This window comes from Rhizobium sp. BK275, from assembly GCF_014193555.1.
Taxonomy (GTDB): Bacteria; Pseudomonadota; Alphaproteobacteria; order Rhizobiales; family Rhizobiaceae; genus Rhizobium.
Genome location: NZ_JACHZL010000005.1, coordinates 358,792 through 381,980, shown reverse-complemented (window position 1 = coordinate 381,980; position 23,189 = coordinate 358,792). Strand labels below are relative to the sequence as shown.

Genomic DNA, 23,189 nt, shown 5'->3' with positions numbered 1-23,189 from the left:
CATCATGACAAAGAAGGTTCTTCTCGTCGGCGAAAGCTGGGTCAGCTCGGCTACGCATTACAAGGGCTTCGATCAGTTCGGCAGCGTTACCTTCCATCTCGGCGCCGAACCACTCGTCAAGGCGCTCGAGGGCAGCGTATTCGAACTCACCTACATGCCGGCCCACGAGGCGGTCGAACAATTTCCTTTCGATATGGCAGGGCTCGATGCCTATGACGCGATCATCCTGTCTGATATCGGCGCCAATTCCCTGCTTCTTCCGCCTGCGGTCTGGCTGCATTCGAAGACCGTTCCGAACCGCCTGAAACTTATCAAGGCCTGGGTCGAGAAGGGTGGTGGCCTGTTGATGGTCGGCGGCTATTTTTCGTTCCAAGGCATCGATGGCAAGGCGCGCTGGCGGCGCACGCCGGTCGAGGATGTTCTTCCCGTCACCTGCCTTCCCTATGATGACCGGGTCGAAATTCCCGAGGGGACGACGCCCGTTCTCGTCAAGTCCGGTCACGAGACGGTCGCCGGCCTCTCGGGCGAATGGCCACTGCTTCTCGGCGTCAATGAGGTGGAAGTGCGCGAGCGTGAGGATGTGGAAGTCGTCGCTCGTCTGCCTGATGAGGAGGGCGGTCACCCGCTCCTGGTGACCGGCCGCTTCGGCAAGGGCAAGACGGCCGCATGGACGTCCGATATCGGTCCGCATTGGCTTTCACCTGCCTTCTGCGAATGGGAAGGCTACGGACGTCTCTGGAAGAACATCCTCGGCTGGCTGACGGAGGCGAAATAGCCGTTACTCGCCGGCAAGGATGCCGGCGAGTTCCGCCTTGCTTGGGAAGGCCGAGCGTGTGCCCCGGCGGCTGACGGTGATGGCAGCGGCCGCGGTTGCGTGATGGATGGCTCTGGTGTCGAGTGCGGTGGAGCGAAGCGCGGCCGAGGCAAGGGCAACGGCCATGAACGTGTCACCGGCGCCGGTCGTATCAACGACTTCGGTGGCACGGGCGGGAACCGTTGCAAGCACTTCGTGTCCGCTTGCAAGGATAGCGCCGCTGCCGCCGAGCGTCAGGACGGTCTGTGACACGCCGGCTTCGGCCAGGCGACGGATCGCTGCCTCGCCGGAGGATCCGGTCAGGCTTTCAGCCTCGCCCCTGTTGAGAAAGGCGATGTCGATAAGTGGCCAGAGTTCGGCGAAGTAGGGTCGAAGTGGCGAGGGGTTGAAAGCAGTCGTCAGGCCGCGGCGTCTGGCTTCAGTGAGAATGCCGCGGGTGACGTCTTCGCTGAGATTGCCCTGCAGCACGACGAGGTCGCCGCTGATGGCGTCGTCAAGCGGGGCAAGCGCCTCCGACAGGGTCAAGGCTTCGGCCGATTCCGTCGTGGTGACGATGGCGTTTTCGCCGTCCGGCGTGGTGAAGATGATGGAGAAGTCACTGGTGCGGCGCGGACTACCCAGCAGACGGGCGTCCAGCGGTTCACCGGCAAGCTGGTCGCGGATCGTCTGGGCGCGGAAATCCTCGCCGACAGCCGTGACGAGCGTCGTGGGAAGGCCGGTGCGGCCCATCACGACGGCCTGATTGGCGCCCTTGCCGCCAAGGTCGCGGGTTTCCTCCTGACCGAGGATCGAGGCGCCCGCTTCGGGCATGGACATTACGGAAATGGTTTCGTCGATGGCGACGTTACCGATGACATAGGCACGCATGGCTGGCTTTCGGAAAGGAAAGAAAAATGCAGCAGATATCGGATAAGGCCACAAGCGCCATACGGGAAATATTCGGCACTGACAAGGCATTGATCGGGATGATTCACTGCCCGCCTTTCCCGGGTGCTCCGCGCTATCGCAGCGCGGCGATAGATACGATCTACGACACCTGCATGCGCGACGCGGACGCGCTCGTCAAAGGCGGCATCCATGGATTGATCGTGGAAAATCACGGCGATATTCCCTTTTCCAAGCCAGAGGATATCGGCCACGAGACCGCAGCCTTCATGTCGGTCGTGACCGACCGCATCGCGCGCGCCGCCGGCGTGCCGCTCGGCATCAACGTGCTTGCCAATGCGCCGATCCCGGCCTTCGCGATCGCGGCGGCAGGCGGTGCGCGCTTCATCCGCGTCAATCAATGGGTGAACGCCTATGTCGCCAATGAAGGCTTTATGGAGGGCCGGGCGGCCGAGGCGATGCGCTATCGCTCGGCTCTGCGCGCCGAACATATCAAGGTGTTTGCCGACAGCCATGTGAAGCACGGCGCACATGCCATTACCGCTGATCGCACGATCGACGAATTGACCCGTGACCTGGCCTTCTTCGATGCGGACGTGGTGATTGCGACCGGCCAAAGAACGGGCAACAGCGCAACGATGGAAGAGATCGAGGAAATCGGTGCCGCCACCCATCTTCCGCTGCTCGTCGGCTCGGGTGTGACCAAGGACAATATCGTCGAGATCCTGAAGCGCACCAACGGCGTCATCGTCGCCTCGTCGCTCAAGGAAGGTGGCGTCTGGTGGAACCCCGTGGAACCGGCCCGTGTGGCAGCCTTCGTCGAAGCTGCAAAGCCCGGCCTGGAGGCGTAACGATCATGGGCGGCACCCTCTCGCAACAGATGCTCGATGAAAACCATGACGTTTTCGAAGCCATGGTGAACCATCGCTTCGTCGAGGATATCAAGGCTGACCGCCTTTCGAACGAGGCATTCGAGCGATACCTCGTCTTCGAAGGCGCCTTCGTCGATACGGCGATTGCGATCTTTGCCTATGCTACCGCCAAAGCCGAAACCATCGCCCAGAAGCGGTGGCTGATCGGCGTTCTGGATGCGCTCGCAAACCAACAGATCGCCTATTTCGAAAAGACCTTTGCGGCACGCGGCATCGATCCTTCCCGCTATGATACCGGCCGGGCCGATGTCGCAGCCTTCCGCGACGGCATGCTGGCAATTGCCCGTGACGGCGGTTTTCTCGACACGATTGCTGCCATGTTCGCAGCCGAATGGATGTACTGGACCTGGTCGAGTGCGGCGAACTCGGCTGCAATCAGCGATCCCCTTCTCAAGGAGTGGGTCAAGCTTCACGCAGAACCCGAGTTCGAGGCGCAGGCGCGCTGGCTGAAGGCTGTTCTGGACGAAGCGGGCGAGACCATGGCTCCTGCCGAGCGCACGCGGTTGAGCGCCATATTCGGGCGTGCGCAGCGTCTTGAGATCGACTTTCACGAAGCAGCCTATACCTGAGAGGTCGTGCGATGACTGCGGATATCGACATCGATGGCGCGCGTCTGCTGGGTCGCCTCGATCAGTTTGCCGAGATCGGCGCGACCGTGCGCGGTGGGGTCAATCGTCAGGCCCTGACCGGACTGGATCGGGAGGCCCGATCCCTGCTGGCTGAGTTGGCCGCCGCGCGTGGTTTTGGCGTGTTCCAGGATCCCGTCGCAAATCTCTTCATCCGCCGTTCCGGCAAAGACGACCGGGCGCCGCCACTCTTGATCGGCAGTCACCTCGACAGCCAGCCAGCCGGCGGTCGTTTCGATGGCGCGCTCGGAACGCTCTCGGCCTTCGAGGTTCTCGAAAGCCTAGAGGATGCGGGTATCGAAACGGAAAGGCCGGTCGAGGTTGTCGGCTGGACCAATGAGGAGGGATGCCGCTTCGCGCCCGGCTGCATGGGGTCGTCCGCCTTTTCGGCGGGTGTCATCCCAGCCGCATGGTCCGAGCTTGTTTCGACCGACGGCGCAATGTTCGGCGACGAACTGAAGGCAACGCTCGAGGCTCTTCCACAGGCCATGATGCGCGACCTAGGCATGCCGGTCCATGCCTATCTCGAGGTGCACATAGAGCAGGGGCCGTCGCTGGAAAAGGAGGATATCTCCATCGGCATCGTGACGGGTATCCAGGGAACCCGATGGCTGCAGGTGGAGGTGTCGGGTCAGACGGCTCATGCCGGCACGACGGCTCTTTCCTACCGCCGGGACCCTCTGCGCGCCATGATCTCGACGCTGGACACGCTCTATTCCACTGTCATGCCGCAGGATGAAAGCGCCCGATTTACCGTCGGGCGCATCGAGGTGGAGCCGGGAGCGATCAACGCCATTCCGGAGCTGGCACGCTGCACCATCGATATCCGCCATCCCGATTCATTGGAGATCGATCGACTGAACGCGACGATCGAGCAATGCTTTCGCGAGCGCGCCAAGGCTCAGCGCTGCGAGGTTCTGTTCAAGCGCAGTTTTGACATGGCGCCGGCAAACTTCCCCGAAAAGCTGCTGGGGATACTGGAGAGCGCCGCCGAAGTCGCCGGGCTGCCGACGAAAAGGATGGTGTCGGGCGCTTTCCACGATGCTCTCTTCGTCAATCGGATCGCGCCCTCGGCGATGATCTTCGTACCCTGCCGCGATGGCCTCAGTCATAACGAGGCCGAATATACCGCGCCCGAGCATGTCGTTTCAGGAGCGAGAGTGTTGCTGCAGTCGACGATCGAGCTTGCCAAAGGCTGAGAAGGGCAGGATTTCAGGCGCGACTGCCGTAGGCGCCTGACGACTGTCGAGGCCAGCGTCGTCACACATAAGGAAGTGGGTCTCGTTCGCTTCCTCCCCGCAGAGAACTTGGCGTCGGCCCTGTGACCACCTCGTCAGCGAAGCTTGAGGCGCGTGACCAATGTCTTCGAACGACGGATCACCGTGAAGGCTGCTCCCGCCGTTATTACGCCGAGACCGATCGTCAGGATCTGGTTCTGCCCGCCCCACAATGGCTCGATAAGGGATGCCAATCCCGCCGCCGTGATCGTCGCCATCCGGTGCTGCTTGGCCATCGGGCCGGAGAAATCGCTGGGATTGCCGGTGGCGCGGCTAAGTTCCCGGACATAGGCCGTCAATACGGCGAAGGCTCCGGCCGCCCAGCCGAGCCCCGGCATGCCGATGCCATATCCGACGCCCGCGAATATCATCAGGTCGGCGATGCGATCCGGAAACTCGTTCCAGAAAGGACCGTCAGCCTCTCCCTTTCCGCCTTCGACAGCGACCATGCCGTCGAACAGATTGCAAAGGAGGCGTGCCTGACAGAATAGAACAGCCAGCAGCAGGTAGCCGGCGCGCGGCAAGCCTGTTGTCTGTCCCGCCAGATAGAAAGTGACGCCGGCGATTGCTGCCGCCAGCATGCTGGCTTGCGAGATCTGGTTCGGCGTGATGGCTCGTGCGGCCATCCATCGGGCAATTGTGCCCGCCCAGCGGGTGTTGCGGCTCGCGAGGGGTCTCCTGTCTCCTGTCTCCATCATGTGTCGAAACCTCGTCTTGCGGAGATCGAATAATTGTAGATCGCTGCATAAGTCGTCGATACAAGCAGCGGCAGCGCGATGGTCTTGATTATCTCCGGTGTGCCGCTCGCCGCATGGAACACCACGAGAATGCTGGTCGAGCCAAGGCAGGCAATCAGCGGCGGCGCCCAAAATCGTGTTGAACCGCTGAAGCGGCTGGAAAGCCAGTCGATCACCGATTTCAGGAAAAGCGTCAGGCAGGCGGATATCGTCCCCTGCACGAGACCGGCATAGAGCGGCGCCGGCATGACATGAGCGTGATTGGCGAAGATGGCCCAGCTGCCCATCGCCAGAAAAGCGAACAGGACGTGGAACACGCCGCTGCGCAAGAGACGTTGCAGCACAACGGGCATCAAAGCGACCACCAGTAGCGGGTAAGATGGAAGAAGATGGGTGCCGAGAAGACGACGGAATCCAGCCTGTCGATCAGTCCGCCGTGTCCCTCGATGAGATTGCCCCAGTCCTTGACACCGCGGTCGCGTTTGATCGCCGACATGACCAGACCCCCGAAGAAGCCCATCAACGTGATGACAAAGGCGAGAAGCCCTGCCTGAAACGGTGTGAAGGGCGTAATCCACCAGAGGCCCGTTCCAATCAGGGTGGCGCTGATGATGCCGCCGACAAAGCCCTCGACCGTTTTCGATGGTGACAGTCTTGGCGCAATCTTCGTGCGTCCAAAGAGTTTACCCCAGACATATTGCAGGACATCGCTGAGCTGGACGACGATCACCAGAAAGGCAATCAACAGCACATTGCGGCCCTCGTATCCCGCTATCTTCAAGGTCAGCAGAGCAGGGACATGGGAAGCGCAGAAGACGCAGATCATCAGCGCCCACTGCACTTCCGCGATGCGAACGAGAAAGCGCTCCGTGTCGCCTCGCAGTACCGAGATGATCGGCATCAGCAGGAAGGCATAGACCGGGATGAAGATCGAAAAGATGCCATATTGTTCAGCCCAGAGCAGAAAATACTGGATCGGAACGACGACGAAGAAGGCTGCCGCAAGCGCCCAGTGATCCGCCCTTCTTGTATTGATGAGGGTTACGAATTCACGAAGTGCTGCGAATGAACAAAAGCCAAACAGGATCAAAACGCCGATACGGCCCGCTGTGAAAGCAATGCCGATCAGGATGACCATGACCCACCAGGCCTTGATCCGCGCGTTGAGGTTTTCGACCGCAGCGTTCGAACCGTTGGGCGAGAGGCGTTGCTGCAATATGTAACCGATGACCGACGCAACGATGAGCAAGCCGAAGATCCCGGCTACGAGCGTCATAAGATCGGAATTCGCGCCGCTCATTCCCCACCGCCTACAATGTTGGGAGACAAAGCCAGGAGAGCGGCTTGCATCCGTTCGAGAAAAGCATCCTTGCCTTCGCCAGGCGCGATCTGCAAAGCGCTGCCGAAGGTCACTGTGCAGATCAGCGGTATCGGAACGATCTCACCCTTTGGCATGACGCGGTTCAGATTGCTGATCCAGACCGGCACGAGCTCGACATCAGGGCGCGCCGCAGCCAGATGGAAAATGCCGCTTTTGAACGGGAGGAGCCGTGCGTCGGACTGGTTTCGCGTGCCCTCCGGGAAGAGAATGAGGGACGAACCGGCATCGATGGCCGAGGCCATCTGCGTGACGGGATCTTCCGTCCGCTTGTCCCGATCCCTCGCGATCAGCACCGCATTGAAGACATCGCTGCCGATGAAGCGATTGAGCCAGGACTTCAGCCAATATTCGGCGCCAGCAACCGGACGAACCCGATGACGCAGTCTCGGCGGCAATACCGTCCAGACCAGAACGAAATCGCCGTGGCTGGAGTGGTTGGCGTAGTAAACGCAGGGGCGGGAAGGCAGGCCTTCCTCGGGCCACACGGCGCGGACCGCCGTGACCGCGCGTGCGAACAGTACGATTACCGTCGCCGCGGCCGTTGTAAGCAAAGCCTTCATTCACCACTCTGTTGATGTTAGCCGGATCACCAATCGAAACTCTAGCATTGTCATTGGCGGAGAAAAGGCGCTTTGCAGGTTTTCACCCCAAAGGCGTAGGCCGATGGTCCGGCTCCGGCGTGGAGGACTTGCGCCACGAGAAGATCATTTCCTTCTCCCATCCGAACCACTCCTGCAGCGAACGCTGTTTTGCCGTCCGTCAGCCCTTGCCGCGATAGGCTTTCAGCAGAGCGACATTGGAGGCGTGCACATTCTCATAGGCGGGGATATAGATCAGCGCACCGCTCTTCACATCCTCGCTGACCGCTTGAGCCAAAGGCTTGCGCCAGATCTCCCGTTCGGGCGCTTGGTCATTCATCGCTTCGACATAACGGATCGCTGCATCGATGAAGGAAGGCTCGTAGCCGCCGCCAAGAATCCGCTCCGGGTCGCCGTGGCAGGGAAGGATGCGGTTGATGGGGAAGGATCGCAGCCGTTTCAGTTCTTCGAGATGCAGCGCCAGGGCGGCGGGTCCGTCATATAGGTGGCAGGCGTCTCGGCTGGTTGCGCGGCGACAAGATCGTTCGAGTTGGCCGCAACCATTTTCGACGTTCATATCGAATCTTTATTGCAATTCACTCGCAATTGCAGAATAAGAGAAGATCTTCTGGCGTAAACCATTATTGCAAATGATTCTGAATTGCATAAAAGGTCAGATCGATGATGAGGTGCAATTAAGTCCTATTCGCAAAAGGAGACATCATGCTCGACGGGGTAAAGCGGTCGGTGCTGACCGGAATGATGGGGGCGGCATTAGCGGCCATGCTGACGGTGGTCCCGGCCGCCGCCCAGGAGAAATTCAAGGCGGTCACGACATTCACAGTCATCGCCGACATCGCCAGGAATGTCGCCGGCGATGCTGCTGTCGTTGAATCGATCACCAAGCCTGGTGCGGAGATTCACAACTATCAGCCGACACCGGGCGACATCCGGCGGGCGCAGGGTGCGCAGCTGATCCTCTGGAACGGCCTCAATCTCGAGCTCTGGTTCGAGAAGTTCTTCCAGAACCTGAAGAGCGTTCCCGGAGTTGTCGTATCCGAAGGCGTAGAGCCGATGGGCATCACCGAAGGCCCTTACACCGGCAAGCCGAACCCGCATGCCTGGATGTCGCCGACGGCGGCTCTGATCTACGTCGACAATATCCGCGACGCCTTCGTGAAGTATGATCCTGATAACGCCGATGCCTACAAGGCCAATGCCGAGGCCTACAAGACAAAGATCAGGGCTGTCATCGACCCGATCAAGGCGGAGCTCGCCAAGGTTCCGGAAGACAAGCGCTGGCTGGTCTCGAGCGAAGGGGCCTTCTCCTATCTCGCCCGCGACTTCGGTCTGAAGGAACTCTATCTCTGGCCGATCAACGCGGATCAGCAGGGTACGCCACAGCAGGTCCGCAAGGTGATCGATGCGGTGCGCAAGAACAAGATTGCCGTCGTCTTCTCCGAAAGTACGATCTCGTCCGCGCCTGCCGAGCAGGTGGCACGTGAGACCGGCGCCAGATATGGCGGCGTGCTCTACGTCGACTCGCTGACCGAAGCCGATGGCGAGGTTCCGACCTATATCGATCTGCTCCGTGTCACTTCGGACACGATCGCCAAAGGTCTGATCCAGTGACGGCGCCGGTCACGAACCTCGTCCGCCTCGCATCTTCGGATGCGGGGTCAGGCATCGTGGTGAGGGGCGCCACCGTCACCTACCGCAATGGCCATACAGCTCTTCGGGATGCCAACTTCCAGATCCCGACAGGCACTATCGCAGCACTTGTCGGGGTCAATGGTTCCGGCAAGTCGACCCTGTTCAAGGCGATCATGGGCTTCGTCCGCCTCGCCAAGGGCGAGATCCGGGTGCTCGGCGTACCGGTCGCTGAAGCGCTCCGCAGGAACCTTGTCGCCTACGTGCCGCAAGCCGAAGAGGTTGACTGGAATTTTCCGGTCCTGGTCGAAGACGTCGTGATGATGGGCCGCTACGGCCATATGGGCATGATGCGCCTACCGAAAGCGGCCGACCACGACGCCGTTTCGAAGGCGCTTGCCCGTGTCAATATGAGCGAGTTTCGCAAGCGTCAGATCGGGGAGCTTTCGGGCGGGCAGAGGAAGCGCGTCTTTCTCGCCAGGGCGCTCGCACAGGACGGCCGCGTCATCCTGCTCGACGAGCCCTTCACCGGCGTGGACGTCAAGACCGAAGATCAGATCATCAAACTGCTTCGGGAGTTGCGCGACGAGGGCCGAGTGATGCTGGTCTCGACGCACAATCTCGGCAGCGTACCGGAATTCTGCGACCGGACAATCCTGATCAAGGGTACGGTGCTTGCCTATGGCCCGACAATGGAGACCTTTACGCAAGCGAATCTCGAGCAGGCGTTCGGAGGCGTGCTGCGTCACTTCGTGCTGAACGAGGCCACTGGCGGCAAGCCTCACGCGATCGGCGTCCTTACCGATGATGAACGTCCGCTGGTGCTTCAGGATGGCAAGGCGACGATACGAAAGCCGGAACAGGGTAACGGAGACCGGGAATGATGACCGGTCTCCTCGAACCCTTTACCTATGATTACATGCTGAACGCCATGTGGGTCTCCGCCCTTGTCGGCGGTGTCTGCGCGTTCCTGTCCTGCTATCTCATGCTCAAGGGCTGGTCGCTGATCGGCGACGCGCTTTCCCACTCGATCGTGCCAGGCGTGGCGGGCGCCTATATGCTTGGCTTGCCCTTCGCCATCGGCGCCTTCTTCTCGGGTACACTGGCTGCGGCCGCGATGCTCTTCCTCAACCAGCGCACCAAGCTGAAAGAAGATGCCATCATCGGTTTGATCTTCTCGGCATTCTTCGGGCTCGGCCTGTTCATGGTCTCGATCTCGCCGACCTCGGTGAACATCCAGACAATCGTGCTCGGCAACATCCTGGCGATTACGCCCGGCGATACGATCCAGCTCGCCATCATCGGCTTCGTCTCGCTTGCGATCCTCCTCGTCAAATGGAAAGACCTGATGGTCACCTTCTTCGATGAGAGTCATGCGCACTCGATCGGCCTCAACCCAACCGCCCTCAAGATCATGTTCTTCACACTGCTGTCGGCTTCGACGGTGGCTGCGCTCCAGACTGTGGGCGCTTTCCTCGTCATCTGCATGGTCGTCACACCAGGCGCAACTGCCTACCTGCTGACCGACCGTTTTCCGCGGTTGCTGGCCATCGCCGTCGCAATTGGTTCAATCACCAGCTTCACCGGTGCCTATGCGAGCTATTTCCTCGACGGCGCGACCGGCGGCATCATCGTTTGCCTCCAGACACTGATCTTCCTGATCGCCTTCCTCTTCGCACCCAAGCACGGAATGCTGGCAGCTCGGCGTCGCGCGACACAAGCGCTGGAGGCTGGACTATGAGCTTCATCGACACGCTTCTGTCGCCCTTCCAGTTCGACTTCATGGTCAACGCGCTTGTTATCTCCGTGCTGGTCGCAATCCCGATGGCGTTGCTCTCCTGCTTCCTCGTCCTCAAGGGCTGGTCGCTGATGGGCGACGCGATCAGCCACGCCGTCTTCCCCGGCGTCGTCATCGCCTACATCGTCGGCTTTCCCTATGCGATCGGCGCCTTCGTCGCCGGGATGTTCTGCGCCGTCGCCACCGGTTTCCTGAAGGACAACAGTCGCATCAAGCAGGATACGGTGATGGGCATCGTGTTCTCCGGCATGTTCGGCCTCGGCCTCGTCCTCTATGTCAAAATCCAGTCGGACGTGCATCTCGACCATATTCTGTTCGGCGACATGCTCGGCGTCTCCTGGCGCGACATCGGCGGTTCAGCCGTCGTCGCCGCGATCACTGCCGGTTTTATCGGCATCAAGTGGAAGGACTTTTTGCTCCATGCCTTCGATCCGGCCCAGGCGAGAGCCGTGGGTCTGCGCGTCAACCTGCTGCACTATGGTCTGCTTTCCCTGATCTCGCTAACCATTGTCGGGGCGCTGCAGGCCGTCGGCATCATCCTGGCTATCGCCATGCTGATCGCGCCCGGAGCCATCGCCTTTCTGCTGACGCGGCGGTTCAGCACGATGCTGGTTCTCTCCGTTGTCATCGCAGCGGTCGGTTCCTTCCTCGGCGTCTATCTGTCGTTCTTCATCGACAGCGCACCGGCACCCACCATCGTTCTCCTGCTCTCGATCGTCTTTGTGCTGGCGTTCATTCACGCCACGCGCAAGGAGGCGCGGGTCGAGACGTCACAGTCGGCCTGAGGCTCGTTCCCGCAGATCCGCCTGACAGGAAAGGCCGCAGGAATCTACGCTTCTTTCGGGCAATGATGCCGGTCTGGCTGAACTGCGGGTCTCATCAACGAAATGGGACGCCCGATCTTGATGCAAGTCATCGAGCCGGTTTGGGTGTAACCACGCGACTTTCCTTGGCTGCCTTCTTCAAAGGCTTGACGTAGATCTCAAGCCGGTGGCTCACGATTTCGAAACCGTACGCCCGTGCGATCTCGTCCTGCAGCCGCTCGATGTCGTCGGACCGGAATTCGACGACATCTCCCGTCTCGACATTGATCAGGTGGTCGTGATGCTCGTGATCGGCTGTCTCGTAGCGGGCGCGGCCATCCGCGAACGTGTGACGCTCAAGGACGCCTTTGTCCTGCAGCATATTGAGCGTCCGGTAGACTGTTGCAATCGCAATCCCAGGATCGATCTTTGTCACGCGTCGATGAAGTTCGACCGCGTCGGGATGGTCGTTGGATTTCAGCAGAACCTGCATGATAATTTTGCGGGGGCCGGTCAGACGCAGCCCATGTTCCCTGCAGACCTGTCTGATATCCGTGCTCGGGGGCTTGTTCATATGGTGCGCCCTCTATCTGTATTCTTCACGGATCCTTTCGGCACCGAGATCTGACCGTCCCATAGGCTAGTTGCGTCGCAATTACAAGAATATTGCCCCCATGTTGCGGAACTACCCTCGTCCTACTTAGCCCGCGGACGCAGCGATGCGGGAAATCGTCGGTGTGTACATTTTGGTGTTTTCGAGCGCCTCCACGATCAGTGAGGCGTTGCGTTCTGTCGCTCAAAGCCACTTGATCCGCCTGAGGACCATCAGCGTTGCGACCGACGTGACCGCGACGAAGGCAACGATGATGATGAAAGCCCAGGTATCGTTGACGCCGGGGATTCCGCCGACATTCATGCCGAAAAGACCAGCCACCACGCTCGGCGGCAGCAGGAGGGCGGCGAGCGCTGCAAGTCGGTTGGAATTGCGGGCAATCCGTTCGCTGATGACAGTGGACAGGTCGTCATGAAGAATGCCGGTGCGGTCGCGGATGGCGTCGAGATATTCGATGAAGCGCATCAGCTTGTCGATTACCTCGCGAAAACGCAGCTTGTCACGCTCCTTCAGCCATGGGGCGTCGTCATGTTCGATACGGTTCAAGGCATCGCGTTGAGGTGCGAGATAGCGCCGAAGCTGCACGGAGCGGCGGCGAAGCTGCTTCAGCCGCTCGCGCACCTCGCTGGCTTCGCCGTGAAAGATCAGCTCGTCCAGCTCATCGACCTCTTCGTCCATCGTGTCGAGCACCGGCTCGAGGTCGCGTACCAGCTTTTCGCTGACGAGGGCGAGCAGTTCCCCCGTCTGTCTAGGGCCTTTGCATTTGTCCAGGGCAAGGCGGATATCGCGCAAGGCGGTTATATAATGGCCACTGTCGCGCAGGGTCACCAGCCTGTGCTCGTCGGCCCATATATGGAGGGGAACGAGATCGATTTCGGCAGGCCCGGCTTTTTCTTCTTCCGGTGGCGCGGCGCAGACGCTGCGAAGAATGATCAGCAGTCCGTCATCGATGCTTTCGACCCGTGGGCGCGACTCCTCCTGCAGCAAGGCGTCGGCAACCAGCGGGTCGAAGCCGCCTTTCGTTGTCACCCACTCTGCAGCGGCCGGGTGATCGCGCTCGAAATGCAGCCAGACGACGCCGTCATCCGGCGTCCACCGACGTATTGCTTCCATGTCGAGGGTGCGACAGCCGCCGCGTCCGTCCAGAAGCACGGCGAAACGCAAACCCGGCTCGGCGCCGTAATTTGCAACACTCGTGACCTGCTCGTGCATGAGAAACCTCCACCCGCCAAAGTCCACCTCGTAAGCACACATCAATAGCTTAGCGAGTCGCCGCCGGGCGGCAAGACAATCGAATGCAATGGTGCCGTAGGAGCAAAACTGCAGGCATTATAAAATCTTGCAATGGTCGGATCGCTGCGATCCTTGGCGATCGGTCATGGCGAAAACATCTGAATTCGAGGCAGCGTTGATCGCGGTGCCGTGCCCATGCTGCTGTCTGCGGGAAGAGCCATGCGTCTGTTCGGGGGGCAAGATACGAAGCCTGAGGAACAGGGTCGCCGCCGCATTGGTTGCGAGCGAAAAGCGCCGGTTGCTGAGCGCGTTCTCCGCGTCAACCGCATCAAGAGACTCTTCTGCCAGGGTATTCGCGCCTTTGCATCGTGATCGCCGTATTGTCAGCGATTCACGAAGCTTTGGCCTCGAACGTGGGAGCAAAATCACCCAGCGATTTCGCCTTGAGGATCGTGCCCTCGATATCCTGCTCCACGATCGCTTCAAGATCGGCGAAGCTATCGATGACATAGTAGATCGGCTGCAGAATATCGATCCGGTAGGGTGTCCTCAGCACGCTCAACAGATCGAACGGTCGAAATTCGCACGCCTTGCCTTCCGTTGCCGCCTTCGCTTCGCTTGGCGATGAGACGATGCCCGCGCCGAAGCAGCGGCGGCCTTGCGGCGTATTGATCAGGCCGAATTCGACCGTGAACCAGAAAATCCGGAACAGATGCCATGAATAGCCCTTGCCGAGGCGGACGGCCGTTTCGCCAAAATGCCGCACGAAATTGGCGTAGCTCTGGTTGGTCAGCATGGGGCAGTGGCCGAAAACCTCGTGGAACAGGTCCGGTTCCTCGATATAGTCGATATGCTCGCGACGGCGGAGGAACGTTGCGAGCGGGAATTTGCCCTGCGACAGGAGTTCATAAAAGCGCGAGGGCGGAATGAGCGCCGGCACGCCTTCGACGCCGAAGCCGGTGGTCTCGTTCAGGCGTCGGTTTACATCGCGAAGCTGAGGCACCTTGTCCGGTTTCAGCCCCAGCATTTTGACGCCATCAAGGTATTCGCGGCAGGCCGTATCGGCGAGCAGCTTTATCTGACGCTGGTAGAGCTCACCCCATATCGCATCTTCTTCGGGAGTGTAGGAATACAAACCATCCGGGCCGGGCAGTTTGGCGGTGTAGGTGCTTTCCTTGGTCATAGGCTGATCCTCCTAGGCCGGCGCTATTCCCGCCATTATGATCCGGGTTTGGAGGATTTTCTTTTCTTTCCCGGAGGCAATTGCCATAATGGTGGGAAATATTCCCTGATATGATGCAGAAAATGAAAGAACCTGGGAATTTTCGTCGCACGCTTCTGCAACTCATCCAGGCCGACGGCAGTCTTTCGCTGGCGGACCTCGCGGAAAAGGCCGGCATGTCGCAGAGTTCGGCCTGGCGGAAGATCCAGGAGCTGGAAACAGACGGCGTCATCCGCAAGCGCGTGACGCTGCTCGATCCCGGAAAACTCGATCTCAAGCTCTGCGTCATCGCGCATGTGACACTGGAGGATCATCACGAAGAGGCGGTGGCATCCTTCGCTTCGGTGGTGCTGGAGCGGCCGGAGATCATGGAGTGCTACGCTCTGTCAGGCGCCTTCGACTACATGCTGAAGATCCGCGCGAGGGACGTGGAAAGCTACGAAGCCTTCATGACCCGCTACCTCATGCGCAACCCGCATGTGCGCACGGTCGTCTCGAGCTTCGTGCTGCGCGAGCTGAAATTCTCGACCGAACTGCCGATCTGACGTTTGGTGCGAGATCACCGCGTGCTGTCGCCATGCCAGCTACCCGGCATGTGTATCGGAAAGCCTTCGAATGTCTTCAGTGTATCGAGCACGATCGACGTCTTCACGTGCTGCACCGACTCGTGGGGTAATAGAACGTCGTTGACGAATTTTGAGAGGTCGGCGAGCCCGCGGGTCGCCACCTTAAGGTGATAGTCCATTTCACCGGTCAATGCATAGGCTTCGAGAACTTCCGGTAAGCCGTTGATCAGCTGCGAAAATCTGCGGGCATTGTCTCTATTGTGGGTCGCAAGCGTCACGGAAATCACTACCAGCATATCCAGACCCAGCTTCTGTTGATCCAGATAGGCCCGGTAGCTGCGAATATATCCCTCGGACTCCAGTCTCGTCCGCCGGCGCGAGCATTGCGAGGGTGAAAGCGCGATCCGCTCCCCCAACTCGTTGTTCGTCAATCGGCCGTCTTTTTGAAGTTCCTGGAGCAGGCGCAAATCCAATTTGTCGAGCTGTTCATCCATTGCGCGAAATCTCCAAAACACTCACGAATCGTGCATAATGTCTTCCCCTGGCATGAAGAATGCAAGAACTTTGCATGCGTTTTGGGCCACACTTTGCACAGTCAAAGTCCAATTCTTCAGGAGGAGAAAATGGGTCCTTTCCCGCATGATGCGCCGCCTTCGGAAATCACCGCCGACAATCCGGCCGGCACCGATGGCTTCGAATTTGTTGAATTCGCTCATCCTGAGCCCGAGAAGCTGCGCCAGCTCTTCACACGCATGGGTTATGTTGCCGTCGCAAAGCACAAGACGAAAGACATCACTGTCTGGCGTCAGGGCGACATCAACTATGTCCTGAACGCCGAACCCGGCAGCCATGCCGCTCGTTTCGTCGCAGAGCATGGTCCCTGTGCCCCGTCGATGGCGTGGCGCGTTGTCGACGCCAGACATGCCTTCGATCACGCGGTGTCAAAAGGCGCTGTCCCCTATGACGGCGATGACAAGGCGCTCGACGTTCCGGCAATCGTCGGCATTGGCGGCTCGCTGCTCTATTTCGTCGAGACCTATGGAGCAAAGGGATCGGCATACGATGCCGAGTTCGATTGGCTTGGTGAGCGCAACCCGTATCCCCAGGGGATCGGTTTCTACTATCTCGACCATCTCACTCACAACGTCTTCCGCGGCAATATGGACAAGTGGTGGGATTTTTACCGCAACCTGTTCAATTTCAAGCAGATCCACTTCTTCGACATCGATGGGCGCATCACCGGTCTGGTGAGCCGCGCCATCACGTCGCCCTGCGGCAAGATCCGCATTCCGTTGAATGAATCGAAGGACGACACGAGCCAGATCGAGGAATATCTGAAGAAATACCGGGGCGAGGGCATCCAGCACATCGCCGTTGGAACGGAAGATATCTATGAGGCGACCGACAGGCTTGCCGACAATGGTTTGCGCTTCATGCCGGGTCCGCCGGAAACGTATTACGACATGTCCTATGAACGCGTGAACGGTCATAGCGAACCTGTCGACCGCATGAAGAAGCACGGCATCCTCATCGACGGCGAAGGCGTGGTGAATGGCGGCATGACGAAAATCCTGCTCCAGATCTTCTCCAAAACCGTCATCGGACCCATCTTCTTCGAGTTCATCCAGCGCAAGGGCGACGAGGGATTCGGCGAAGGCAATTTCCGCGCGCTTTTCGAGTCGATCGAGGCCGATCAGATCAAACGTGGTGTCATCGGTACTGCGGCGGAGTAAACTCGTGGGACCATCTCGCGCGTCTGAAAAGACGCGCTAGCGCCGGAGAGTTTTCGGGGGAGGAGTTGAGCATGGACCAGACATCGATCCAGACGTCGGACGGTGAAGCCGCGACGGCAAACAAGCTGAAATATATGCCGGGGTTCGGCAACGATTTCGAAACGGAGTCGCTTCCCGGCGCTTTGCCCCAAGGCCAAAACAGCCCCCAGAAATGCAACTACGGTCTTTATGCCGAGCAGCTTTCCGGCTCGCCGTTCACCGCGCCGCGCGGGACGAACGAAAGGTCCTGGCTTTATCGCATTCGCCCGAGCGTTCGCCACACAAGCCGCTTTTCGAACGCGTCCTATCCGCTCTGGAAGACCGCGCCTTGCCTGGACGAGCATTCGCTTCCCCTGGGCCAGCTTCGCTGGGATCCCATTCCCGCCCCCACCGAGAAGCTGACGTTTCTCCAGGGCGTGCGGACAATGACGACGGCAGGCGATGTCACGACCCAGGTGGGCATGTCGGCACATGCCTACGTCTTCAATGAGGATATGGTCGATGATTATTTCTTCAACGCCGATGGTGAACTGCTGATCGTGCCGCAACTCGGCGCCATCAGGGTGTTCACCGAAATGGGCATCATGGATGTCGAACCCCTGGAAATATGCCTCATACCCCGCGGCATGATGTTCAAGGTGCTGCGCAGCGGCGAGCAGCCGGTCTGGCGCGGATATATCTGCGAGAACTACGGCGCAAAATTCACGCTGCCGGATCGCGGACCCATCGGTGCGAACTGCCTGGCAAATCCGCGCGACTTCAAGACGCCTGTCGCCGCTTTCGAGGACAAGGAAAAGCCTTGCCGCGTCCATGTGAAGTGGTGCGGAAAGTTCTACGTCACCGATATCGGCCACTCGCCCCTCGACGTGGTGGCCTGGCACGGCAACTACGCCCCCTTTAAATACGACTTGCGGACCTTTGCGCCGGTCGGCGCGATCCGCTTCGATCATCCCGATCCGTCGATCTTTTCGGTGCTGACCGCCCCAACCGAAGATGCAGGCACGGCGAATGTCGATTTCGTGATCTTTCCGCCGCGCTGGCTGGTCGCCGAACATACTTTCCGTCCGCCGTGGTACCATCGCAACATCATGAGCGAGTTCATGGGCTTGATCCACGGCCAGTACGACGCCAAGGAGGAGGGCTTCGTGCCGGGCGGCATGAGCCTGCACAATATGATGCTTCCCCACGGGCCGGACGCGCTCGCCTTCGAAAAGGCATCCAATGCCGAGCTCAAACCGGTGAAGCTGGATCACACCATGGCCTTCATGTTCGAGACCCGGTACCCGCAGCAATTGACGAAATACGCAGCCGAGCTTGAAACGCTGCAGGACGATTACCTGGAGTGCTGGGACGGCCTGGAACGCAAGTTCGACGGAACCCCGGGTATCAAATGATGGCATCAAGTGATGATCGGCCAAGCATCCTCTGGCGTGGGAACGGAATATGAAGCTTGCGACATTAAGAGACTCCACGAGAGACGGCCGCCTCGTCATCGTTTCCCGTGATCTTACCCGTTGTTGTGAAGTCGGTCACATTGCCCGGACCCTGCAGGCAGTACTCGATGACTGGGAACACGTGGCTCCGAGACTCGAACTGATTGCCGAAGGCATTGAGACCGGAGCTCAGCCGACGATCAGGTTTCACGAACATGACGCCACATCGCCCTTGCCGCGGGCCTACCAATGGGCCGACGGTTCGGCCTACGTCAACCATGTCGAACTGGTGCGCAGGGCGCGGGGCGCGGAGATGCCGGCGAGCTTCTGGTCCGATCCGCTAATGTATCAAGGTGGTTCGGACGGCTTCCTCGCGCCGCGCGACCCGATCCTGGTGGCTGACGAGGCTTACGGGATCGACCTGGAGGGCGAGGTTGCCGTCATCACCGGCGATGTTGCTATGGGTTCCAGTCCGGAAGCTGCGCGCGACGCCATCCGGCTGGTAATGCTCGTCAACGACGTGTCGCTGCGTGGTCTCATACCGGATGAACTGGCAAAGGGATTCGGTTTCTTCCAGTCCAAGCCGGCATCGGCATTTTCCCCGGTCGCGGTGACGCCGGACGAACTCGGAAAGGCGTGGGACGGCGGCAAGCTGCATCTTCCACTGCTCGTGAGCTTGAACGGCAGGGTATTCGGCAAGGCGAATGCCGGCATCGACATGACGTTTGATTTTGGCCAGCTGATCGCCCATGCCGCCAAAACGCGCAATCTCGTGGCTGGGACGATCGTCGGCTCGGGAACGGTTTCCAACAAGCTGGACGGCGGCCTGGGTAAGCCGGTGGAAGACGGAGGAGCCGGCTACTCTTGCATTGCCGAACTGCGGATGATCGAGGCCATCGAGACCGGATCGCCGAAGACGCCGTTCATGCGGTTCGGAGACCAGGTTCGCATCGAGATGAAGGATCATGCCGGCCACTCGATCTTTGGGGCGATCGAGCAGACGGTCGAAGAATACAGGGGGACCGGGCTGCGATGAACGAGGTCGTTCTCTACGACTACTGGAGATCGTCCGCGAGTTATCGCGTCCGTATCGCGCTCAATCTCCTGGCTATCGACTATAAGATAGTGTCGATCAACTTGCTGCAAGGAGCGCACAAGATGCCGGAATATCTTGCGCTCAACCCGCAGGGGCTCGTGCCGACGTTGGTGATCGACGGGAGAATACTGACGCAGTCGCTGGCAATCATTGAATATCTGGCCGAGCTTCGGCCGGAATGCGGATTGCTGCCATCGGATATTGCCGACCGCCAGAACGTGCGCGCCCTCGCATATGCCGTCGCCATGGACATCCATCCGATATGCAACATGCACGTCGTGGCGCATCTCATGACCATGACTGACAAGGCCGACGCCCGGGAAGAATGGATGAAACATTTCATCACGGACGGACTTTGCAAGCTGGAAGCCATGATCGGCAAATTCGACGGAGAGTTCAGCCTTGGGGATACGCCGACGATGGCGGATCTCTGTCTTGTTCCGCAAGTTTACAATGCCCGCCGCTGGGGCGTTGATATGACCGATTTCAAGCGTATCGTCGATATCGACGCCAAATGCGCCAACCTGCCGGCCTTCCAGGCGGCGCATCCCGACCGTGTGAGACCGTAACGGAGCCTGAACCGTGACGAGAACCGAGCTGCCGATGTGGATCCAGCCCGCTCTGCCATTGCACACCACTCTCGCGCCCTTCATGATGCCCTTACCCTCAGCATACACGGTCAGACATGCGCATCTTTCTGGTTCGACACGGCGAATCTCTCGGCAACATCAGCGAGAGCGCCTACCGGCTGTTCGGCGATCACAATGTTCCGCTGACGGAATGGGGCTACCAGCAGGCGCTGGCCGCGGGGCGCAGCATCGCTTCCCATCTGGCAGCGCTGCCTCGCGCCGCGCCGAAGGCGACCATCTGGCATTCGCCATATCTGCGGACGCGCCAGACCAAGGACGCAATCATCGAGGCCTCGCCTGCGGACGCCATCGGCGATGTTCATGAGGATTATCTGCTGCGGGAGCAGGATTTCGGCCTGTTTACCGAGATCTACGACCGGGCCGAGCAGCGGCGCAAATTTCCGGAAGAATTCGAGAAATGGGCCAGGCTTCGCAACAACAGCGGCAAATTCTATGCCCGCCCACCGGACGGCGAGAGCCGGGCGGACGTTGCCCAGCGGGTGCGGCTGTTTCTACAGACCGTGATGCATGACATCGGCGGCGGTAACGACACCGTGATCATCGTCGGTCACGGCGTCACCAACCGTGCTTTCGAGATGAATTTCCTGCATTACAGCGTCGAATGGTTCGAGCGCTCCGACAATCCGGGCAACGCCGATGTGACGCTAATCGAGGGCTCGCATGCGCAAGGCTATCGCTCGATGCTTCTGCACAAGGCTGGCGACCGCGACCCAGCCGAGGCGACAGAAATGCGTGGCGCCCATGGTTCGGAACTGACGATCGCGCCGAAGACCCGCGACTAGTCCCTCGCTGCGCGAGTATAGAAGCTGGGTGGCTGTCTGTTGCGATGGTGGCGACTCATGGCTAGAACGGCCTGAAAGCGGAACACTGGGGTCGCGCCGCATACTTTTCGCGGCTTTGCAAACCATGCCGTTTGCCACCTGCCTGCCAAAAAACCACAATTGCCCACCTAAATCACACATCGACAACAGGCATGAAGAATTGGATCAACGCTGGATGCGCATACACTACGTTTTTCTTGGTGCATTTCTTGCAATCGTACAGACCGCCTATGCTGAAGTGGCGTCACCGCCTGCTTTGGCGCCGCTCAAGCAACAGGCGCAAGCTGCTCAGTTGAGTGCACAAGTTCTCACGCGTTTCAGCTACAAGCCCGTTACACTCGATGACGCCTTGTCGGCCAGGATCATGGATCGCTTCATCAAATCACTTGATCCGGACCGCGTGCTCTTCCTGCAAGCGGATATCGACAGGTTCATGTCTGACCGCAGCGAGATCGATGATGCCATCGAACGGAAGGACTTGAAGATCCCATTTGCGATCTTCAACGCATATGAACAGCGCGTTGTCGACCGTATGAGCTACGCACGCAACCTGCTTAAGCAGGGCTTCGATTTCGGTGCGCAGGAAGATTATTCAGTGTTGCGCGATAAGGAGCCTTGGCCACAGTCGGAGGCCGAGAGCAATGAGCTTTGGCGCAAGCGTGTCAAAAGCGACTGGTTGCGGTTGAAACTGGGTGGCAAGACCGACGCGGCTATTCGCGAAACGCTCGACAAGCGCTACGCAAACACTCTCGAAGGCGTTTACAAGTTTAAAAGCGACGACGTTTTCCAGTCGTTCATGGACGCCTATGCAACGTCGATCGACCCGCACACGGACTATTTCGGTGCGGCCGCTTCGGCCGACTTCAATATCTCGATGAAGCTCTCGCTGTTTGGCATCGGTGCGGTGCTGCAAGACCGCGACGACTACACGACGATCCGTGAGCTCGTGCCTGGCGGGCCGGCGCAGTTGTCCGGCAAGCTCGCAGTCGGAGACCGCATTACCGGTGTTGGTCAAGGCAAGGATGGGGCGATCAAAGAAGTGGTGGGCACGCGCCTTGATGAAGTCGTGCAGATGATACGAGGAAAAAAAGGCTCCGTCGTGCGCCTGGACATCCTGCCGGCGGATGCTGGAGCAGATGGCCAGCATCGCGTTGTCAGCCTGGTGCGTGACAAGATCAGTCTCGAAAAGCAGGCTGCCAGCAAGGCCGTGCTGTCCGTGAACGTAGGCGAGGCCACGCGTAAAATCGGGGTGATTACTCTGCCGGTCTTCTATGAGGATTTTGAAGCCAAGAGCAGAGGAGACAATGACTACAGGAGCGCAAGCCGCGATGTGGCCAAGCTTCTCGGCGAACTGAAGCAGGAAAAGGTCGAAGGCGTTCTCATTGACGTGCGCAACAATGGCGGTGGTTCATTGGACGAGGCGATTGATTTGACCGGTCTCTTCATCGGCAATGGTCCGGTTGTTCAGCAACGCGGCAGCGACGGTAAGGTCGCGGTCAGAAATGCTGATTTTGCAGCGCCTGTCTGGACAGGCCCTATGGGTGTCCTGATCAATCGCGGGTCGGCGTCGGCTTCGGAGATTTTTGCCGCGGCAATCCAGGATTACGGTCGAGGCGTCATCGTCGGCGAACCCAGTTTCGGGAAGGGTACCGTTCAAACCGTCCTCAATCTCGACCGGATGGTCCGCAACAGCAAACCCGAATTCGGGGAGCTGAAAGTGACCATTGCCCAGTTTTTCCGGGTCAACGGCGGTACAACGCAGCTGCGCGGCGTGACACCTGATATCAGCTTGCCGGGACTTTCCGATCCGACAAGCTTCGGCGAGACCAGTTACGACAATGCTCTCCCGTGGGCACAGATCAAGCCGGCGAACTACACCCCCTCCGACGCTGTCACGACGCTGCTGCCGACATTGCAAAGCCGCCATGATGCGCGGGTTGAAAGCGATCCGGATTTTCAGCGCCTGCTGAAAGACATTGCCGACCTGAAGGCGCAGCGCGAGAAAGGGATCATCTCCCTCAATGAAGCCGAACGTCGCAAAGAAGCGACTGCTCGCGAAAATCGGCTCAAGTCCCGAGCGCAGGGAAGCGTTGGCGAAGATCCTGGTGGAGATGATGGCCTGCAGTCAGACGAGCGCAGCCTGAGTGCTGATATTGCCATTGAGAATGCCCGCAAGAATGCAAAGGACGTCTTGCTGAACGAGGCCGCCGCCATTCTTGCCGACGAGGCGGATTTGCAGGCAGGCGTGCTAAAGGCAGCCACAAAGCCATCGGCAAGCACAGGCGGAAAATAGTCATACATG

Annotated in this window: 25 protein-coding genes; 15 read left to right on the top strand and 10 right to left on the bottom strand. The window is 59.5% G+C overall.

All coding sequences use genetic code 11. The annotated features are described in order from the left end of the window. The first annotated feature begins 4 nt into the window (after positions 1-4). Positions 5-775 (top strand): glutamine amidotransferase, encoded by a 771-nt coding sequence (locus FHT82_RS18170; protein ID WP_183733793.1) that lies wholly within the window; start codon positions 5-7, stop codon positions 773-775. Positions 776-778: 3 nt separating this feature from the next. On the opposite strand, the gene FHT82_RS18165 is transcribed toward FHT82_RS18170, so the two are convergent. After that, positions 779-1,681, bottom strand: coding sequence for a PfkB family carbohydrate kinase (locus FHT82_RS18165; protein WP_183733791.1), 903 nt, complete (start codon positions 1,679-1,681; stop codon positions 779-781). A gap of 26 nt (positions 1,682-1,707) precedes the next feature. On the opposite strand from FHT82_RS18165, the gene FHT82_RS18160 reads away from it, so the two are divergent. From FHT82_RS18160 to FHT82_RS18150, 3 genes are read left to right on the top strand one after another with little or no spacing between them, the layout of a single operon-like run. After that, entirely contained in the window at positions 1,708-2,550 is an 843-nt protein-coding gene (locus FHT82_RS18160; RefSeq protein ID WP_183733788.1) for a BtpA/SgcQ family protein, read from the top strand. 2 nt (positions 2,551-2,552) lie between these two features. Next, the gene (locus tag FHT82_RS18155) at positions 2,553-3,200 is read left to right on the top strand and encodes a TenA family protein (protein ID WP_183734192.1); all 648 of its coding nucleotides are present in this window, start codon (positions 2,553-2,555) and stop codon (positions 3,198-3,200) included. Between the two features lie 11 nt (positions 3,201-3,211). Then, entirely contained in the window at positions 3,212-4,456 is a 1,245-nt protein-coding gene (locus FHT82_RS18150; protein ID WP_183733785.1) for a Zn-dependent hydrolase, read from the top strand. A 134-nt stretch (positions 4,457-4,590) separates the two neighbouring features. On the opposite strand, the gene FHT82_RS18145 is transcribed toward FHT82_RS18150, so the two are convergent. The 5 genes from FHT82_RS18145 to FHT82_RS18125 form a co-directional block, all read right to left on the bottom strand. Further along, on the bottom strand, positions 4,591-5,232 hold the full coding sequence (locus FHT82_RS18145) for a CDP-alcohol phosphatidyltransferase family protein (RefSeq protein WP_183733783.1): 642 nt from the start codon (positions 5,230-5,232) through the stop codon (positions 4,591-4,593). Next, complete coding sequence (locus tag FHT82_RS18140; RefSeq protein WP_183733781.1) at positions 5,229-5,624, bottom strand: hypothetical protein; 396 nt, start codon at positions 5,622-5,624, stop codon at positions 5,229-5,231. The genes FHT82_RS18145 and FHT82_RS18140 overlap by 4 nt, the downstream gene beginning before the upstream one ends. Continuing rightward, entirely contained in the window at positions 5,624-6,571 is a 948-nt protein-coding gene (locus FHT82_RS18135) for a phosphatidate cytidylyltransferase (RefSeq protein ID WP_183733778.1), read from the bottom strand. Before FHT82_RS18135 ends, FHT82_RS18140 begins: the two co-directional genes overlap by 1 nt. Continuing rightward, positions 6,568-7,212, bottom strand: coding sequence for a lysophospholipid acyltransferase family protein (locus FHT82_RS18130; protein ID WP_183733776.1), 645 nt, complete (start codon positions 7,210-7,212; stop codon positions 6,568-6,570). Before FHT82_RS18130 ends, FHT82_RS18135 begins: the two co-directional genes overlap by 4 nt. A gap of 199 nt (positions 7,213-7,411) precedes the next feature. Next, positions 7,412-7,807: a hypothetical protein gene (locus FHT82_RS18125; protein WP_183733773.1), complete on the bottom strand. Its 396-nt coding sequence runs from the start codon at positions 7,805-7,807 to the stop codon at positions 7,412-7,414. A 146-nt stretch (positions 7,808-7,953) separates the two neighbouring features. On the opposite strand from FHT82_RS18125, the gene FHT82_RS18120 reads away from it, so the two are divergent. The 4 genes from FHT82_RS18120 to FHT82_RS18105 are packed head-to-tail and all read left to right on the top strand — an operon-like array spanning position 7,954 to position 11,463. Further along, positions 7,954-8,862, top strand: coding sequence for a metal ABC transporter substrate-binding protein (locus tag FHT82_RS18120; protein ID WP_183733770.1), 909 nt, complete (start codon positions 7,954-7,956; stop codon positions 8,860-8,862). Then, positions 8,859-9,764, top strand: coding sequence for a manganese/iron ABC transporter ATP-binding protein (locus tag FHT82_RS18115; RefSeq protein ID WP_183733768.1), 906 nt, complete (start codon positions 8,859-8,861; stop codon positions 9,762-9,764). The genes FHT82_RS18120 and FHT82_RS18115 overlap by 4 nt, the downstream gene beginning before the upstream one ends. Beyond that, positions 9,761-10,621 (top strand): metal ABC transporter permease, encoded by an 861-nt coding sequence (locus FHT82_RS18110; protein WP_281411194.1) that lies wholly within the window; start codon positions 9,761-9,763, stop codon positions 10,619-10,621. The genes FHT82_RS18115 and FHT82_RS18110 overlap by 4 nt, the downstream gene beginning before the upstream one ends. Then, a complete protein-coding gene (locus FHT82_RS18105) occupies positions 10,618-11,463 on the top strand; it encodes a metal ABC transporter permease (RefSeq protein ID WP_183733765.1) in 846 nt (281 codons plus the stop codon). Before FHT82_RS18110 ends, FHT82_RS18105 begins: the two co-directional genes overlap by 4 nt. 127 nt (positions 11,464-11,590) lie before the next feature. Here the strand turns inward: FHT82_RS18105 and FHT82_RS18100 are convergent, their stop codons facing one another. The 3 genes from FHT82_RS18100 to FHT82_RS18090 all read right to left on the bottom strand — a co-directional run bounded on the left by FHT82_RS18100 (position 11,591) and on the right by FHT82_RS18090 (position 14,510). Beyond that, positions 11,591-12,055, bottom strand: a complete 465-nt coding sequence (locus tag FHT82_RS18100; RefSeq protein ID WP_183733762.1) for a Fur family transcriptional regulator — start codon at positions 12,053-12,055, stop codon at positions 11,591-11,593. Between the two features lie 222 nt (positions 12,056-12,277). After that, positions 12,278-13,306 (bottom strand): zinc transporter ZntB, encoded by a 1,029-nt coding sequence (locus FHT82_RS18095; RefSeq protein WP_183733760.1) that lies wholly within the window; start codon positions 13,304-13,306, stop codon positions 12,278-12,280. Positions 13,307-13,718: 412 nt separating this feature from the next. Continuing rightward, the gene (locus FHT82_RS18090; RefSeq protein ID WP_183733757.1) at positions 13,719-14,510 is read right to left on the bottom strand and encodes a phenylalanine 4-monooxygenase; all 792 of its coding nucleotides are present in this window, start codon (positions 14,508-14,510) and stop codon (positions 13,719-13,721) included. 122 nt (positions 14,511-14,632) lie between these two features. Between FHT82_RS18090 and FHT82_RS18085 the strand changes: the two genes are divergently transcribed. Beyond that, on the top strand, positions 14,633-15,094 hold the full coding sequence (locus FHT82_RS18085) for an Lrp/AsnC family transcriptional regulator (protein ID WP_183733754.1): 462 nt from the start codon (positions 14,633-14,635) through the stop codon (positions 15,092-15,094). Between the two features lie 14 nt (positions 15,095-15,108). Here FHT82_RS18085 and FHT82_RS18080 read toward each other — a convergent pair whose 3' ends face one another. Continuing rightward, on the bottom strand, positions 15,109-15,609 hold the full coding sequence (locus tag FHT82_RS18080; protein WP_183733751.1) for an Lrp/AsnC family transcriptional regulator: 501 nt from the start codon (positions 15,607-15,609) through the stop codon (positions 15,109-15,111). Between the two features lie 129 nt (positions 15,610-15,738). On the opposite strand from FHT82_RS18080, the gene hppD reads away from it, so the two are divergent. The 6 genes from hppD (at position 15,739) to FHT82_RS18050 (ending at position 23,180) form a co-directional block, all read left to right on the top strand. Continuing rightward, complete coding sequence (gene hppD / locus FHT82_RS18075; protein ID WP_183733748.1) at positions 15,739-16,848, top strand: 4-hydroxyphenylpyruvate dioxygenase; 1,110 nt, start codon at positions 15,739-15,741, stop codon at positions 16,846-16,848. A 71-nt stretch (positions 16,849-16,919) separates the two neighbouring features. Continuing rightward, positions 16,920-18,281: a homogentisate 1,2-dioxygenase gene (gene hmgA / locus FHT82_RS18070; RefSeq protein WP_183733745.1), complete on the top strand. Its 1,362-nt coding sequence runs from the start codon at positions 16,920-16,922 to the stop codon at positions 18,279-18,281. Between the two features lie 49 nt (positions 18,282-18,330). After that, complete coding sequence (locus tag FHT82_RS18065; protein ID WP_183733742.1) at positions 18,331-19,356, top strand: fumarylacetoacetate hydrolase family protein; 1,026 nt, start codon at positions 18,331-18,333, stop codon at positions 19,354-19,356. Then, positions 19,353-19,985 (top strand): maleylacetoacetate isomerase, encoded by a 633-nt coding sequence (maiA, locus tag FHT82_RS18060; protein ID WP_183733739.1) that lies wholly within the window; start codon positions 19,353-19,355, stop codon positions 19,983-19,985. The genes FHT82_RS18065 and maiA overlap by 4 nt, the downstream gene beginning before the upstream one ends. Positions 19,986-20,101: 116 nt before the next feature. Then, the gene (locus FHT82_RS18055; protein WP_183733736.1) at positions 20,102-20,848 is read left to right on the top strand and encodes a phosphoglycerate mutase family protein; all 747 of its coding nucleotides are present in this window, start codon (positions 20,102-20,104) and stop codon (positions 20,846-20,848) included. A 214-nt stretch (positions 20,849-21,062) separates the two neighbouring features. Further along, positions 21,063-23,180 carry a carboxy terminal-processing peptidase gene (locus FHT82_RS18050; RefSeq protein WP_183734188.1) on the top strand — a complete coding sequence of 706 codons (2,118 nt, stop codon included), beginning with the start codon at positions 21,063-21,065 and terminating at the stop codon, positions 23,178-23,180. Positions 23,181-23,189: the final 9 nt, after the last annotated feature.

What these genes read in the sequence shown, in the direction of transcription:
- FHT82_RS18120 (WP_183733770.1), top strand. Translation starts at nt 7,954, where the DNA reads ATGCTCGACGGGGTAAAGCGGTCGGTGCTGACCGGAATGATGGGGGCG.
- FHT82_RS18065 (WP_183733742.1), top strand. Translation starts at nt 18,331, where the DNA reads ATGAAGCTTGCGACATTAAGAGACTCCACGAGAGACGGCCGCCTCGTC.
- FHT82_RS18135 (WP_183733778.1), bottom strand. Translation starts at nt 6,571, where the DNA reads ATGAGCGGCGCGAATTCCGATCTTATGACGCTCGTAGCCGGGATCTTC.
- hmgA (WP_183733745.1), top strand. Translation starts at nt 16,920, where the DNA reads ATGGACCAGACATCGATCCAGACGTCGGACGGTGAAGCCGCGACGGCA.
- FHT82_RS18140 (WP_183733781.1), bottom strand. Translation starts at nt 5,624, where the DNA reads ATGCCCGTTGTGCTGCAACGTCTCTTGCGCAGCGGCGTGTTCCACGTC.
- FHT82_RS18125 (WP_183733773.1), bottom strand. Translation starts at nt 7,807, where the DNA reads ATGAACGTCGAAAATGGTTGCGGCCAACTCGAACGATCTTGTCGCCGC.
- FHT82_RS18170 (WP_183733793.1), top strand. Translation starts at nt 5, where the DNA reads ATGACAAAGAAGGTTCTTCTCGTCGGCGAAAGCTGGGTCAGCTCGGCT.
- FHT82_RS18110 (WP_281411194.1), top strand. Translation starts at nt 9,761, where the DNA reads ATGATGACCGGTCTCCTCGAACCCTTTACCTATGATTACATGCTGAAC.
- FHT82_RS18145 (WP_183733783.1), bottom strand. Translation starts at nt 5,232, where the DNA reads ATGATGGAGACAGGAGACAGGAGACCCCTCGCGAGCCGCAACACCCGC.
- FHT82_RS18130 (WP_183733776.1), bottom strand. Translation starts at nt 7,212, where the DNA reads ATGAAGGCTTTGCTTACAACGGCCGCGGCGACGGTAATCGTACTGTTC.
- FHT82_RS18090 (WP_183733757.1), bottom strand. Translation starts at nt 14,510, where the DNA reads ATGACCAAGGAAAGCACCTACACCGCCAAACTGCCCGGCCCGGATGGT.
- FHT82_RS18105 (WP_183733765.1), top strand. Translation starts at nt 10,618, where the DNA reads ATGAGCTTCATCGACACGCTTCTGTCGCCCTTCCAGTTCGACTTCATG.
- maiA (WP_183733739.1), top strand. Translation starts at nt 19,353, where the DNA reads ATGAACGAGGTCGTTCTCTACGACTACTGGAGATCGTCCGCGAGTTAT.
- FHT82_RS18095 (WP_183733760.1), bottom strand. Translation starts at nt 13,306, where the DNA reads ATGCACGAGCAGGTCACGAGTGTTGCAAATTACGGCGCCGAGCCGGGT.
- FHT82_RS18100 (WP_183733762.1), bottom strand. Translation starts at nt 12,055, where the DNA reads ATGAACAAGCCCCCGAGCACGGATATCAGACAGGTCTGCAGGGAACAT.
- FHT82_RS18165 (WP_183733791.1), bottom strand. Translation starts at nt 1,681, where the DNA reads ATGCGTGCCTATGTCATCGGTAACGTCGCCATCGACGAAACCATTTCC.
- FHT82_RS18055 (WP_183733736.1), top strand. Translation starts at nt 20,102, where the DNA reads ATGCGCATCTTTCTGGTTCGACACGGCGAATCTCTCGGCAACATCAGC.
- FHT82_RS18150 (WP_183733785.1), top strand. Translation starts at nt 3,212, where the DNA reads ATGACTGCGGATATCGACATCGATGGCGCGCGTCTGCTGGGTCGCCTC.
- FHT82_RS18080 (WP_183733751.1), bottom strand. Translation starts at nt 15,609, where the DNA reads ATGGATGAACAGCTCGACAAATTGGATTTGCGCCTGCTCCAGGAACTT.
- FHT82_RS18050 (WP_183734188.1), top strand. Translation starts at nt 21,063, where the DNA reads ATGCGCATACACTACGTTTTTCTTGGTGCATTTCTTGCAATCGTACAG.
- FHT82_RS18160 (WP_183733788.1), top strand. Translation starts at nt 1,708, where the DNA reads ATGCAGCAGATATCGGATAAGGCCACAAGCGCCATACGGGAAATATTC.
- FHT82_RS18085 (WP_183733754.1), top strand. Translation starts at nt 14,633, where the DNA reads ATGAAAGAACCTGGGAATTTTCGTCGCACGCTTCTGCAACTCATCCAG.
- hppD (WP_183733748.1), top strand. Translation starts at nt 15,739, where the DNA reads ATGGGTCCTTTCCCGCATGATGCGCCGCCTTCGGAAATCACCGCCGAC.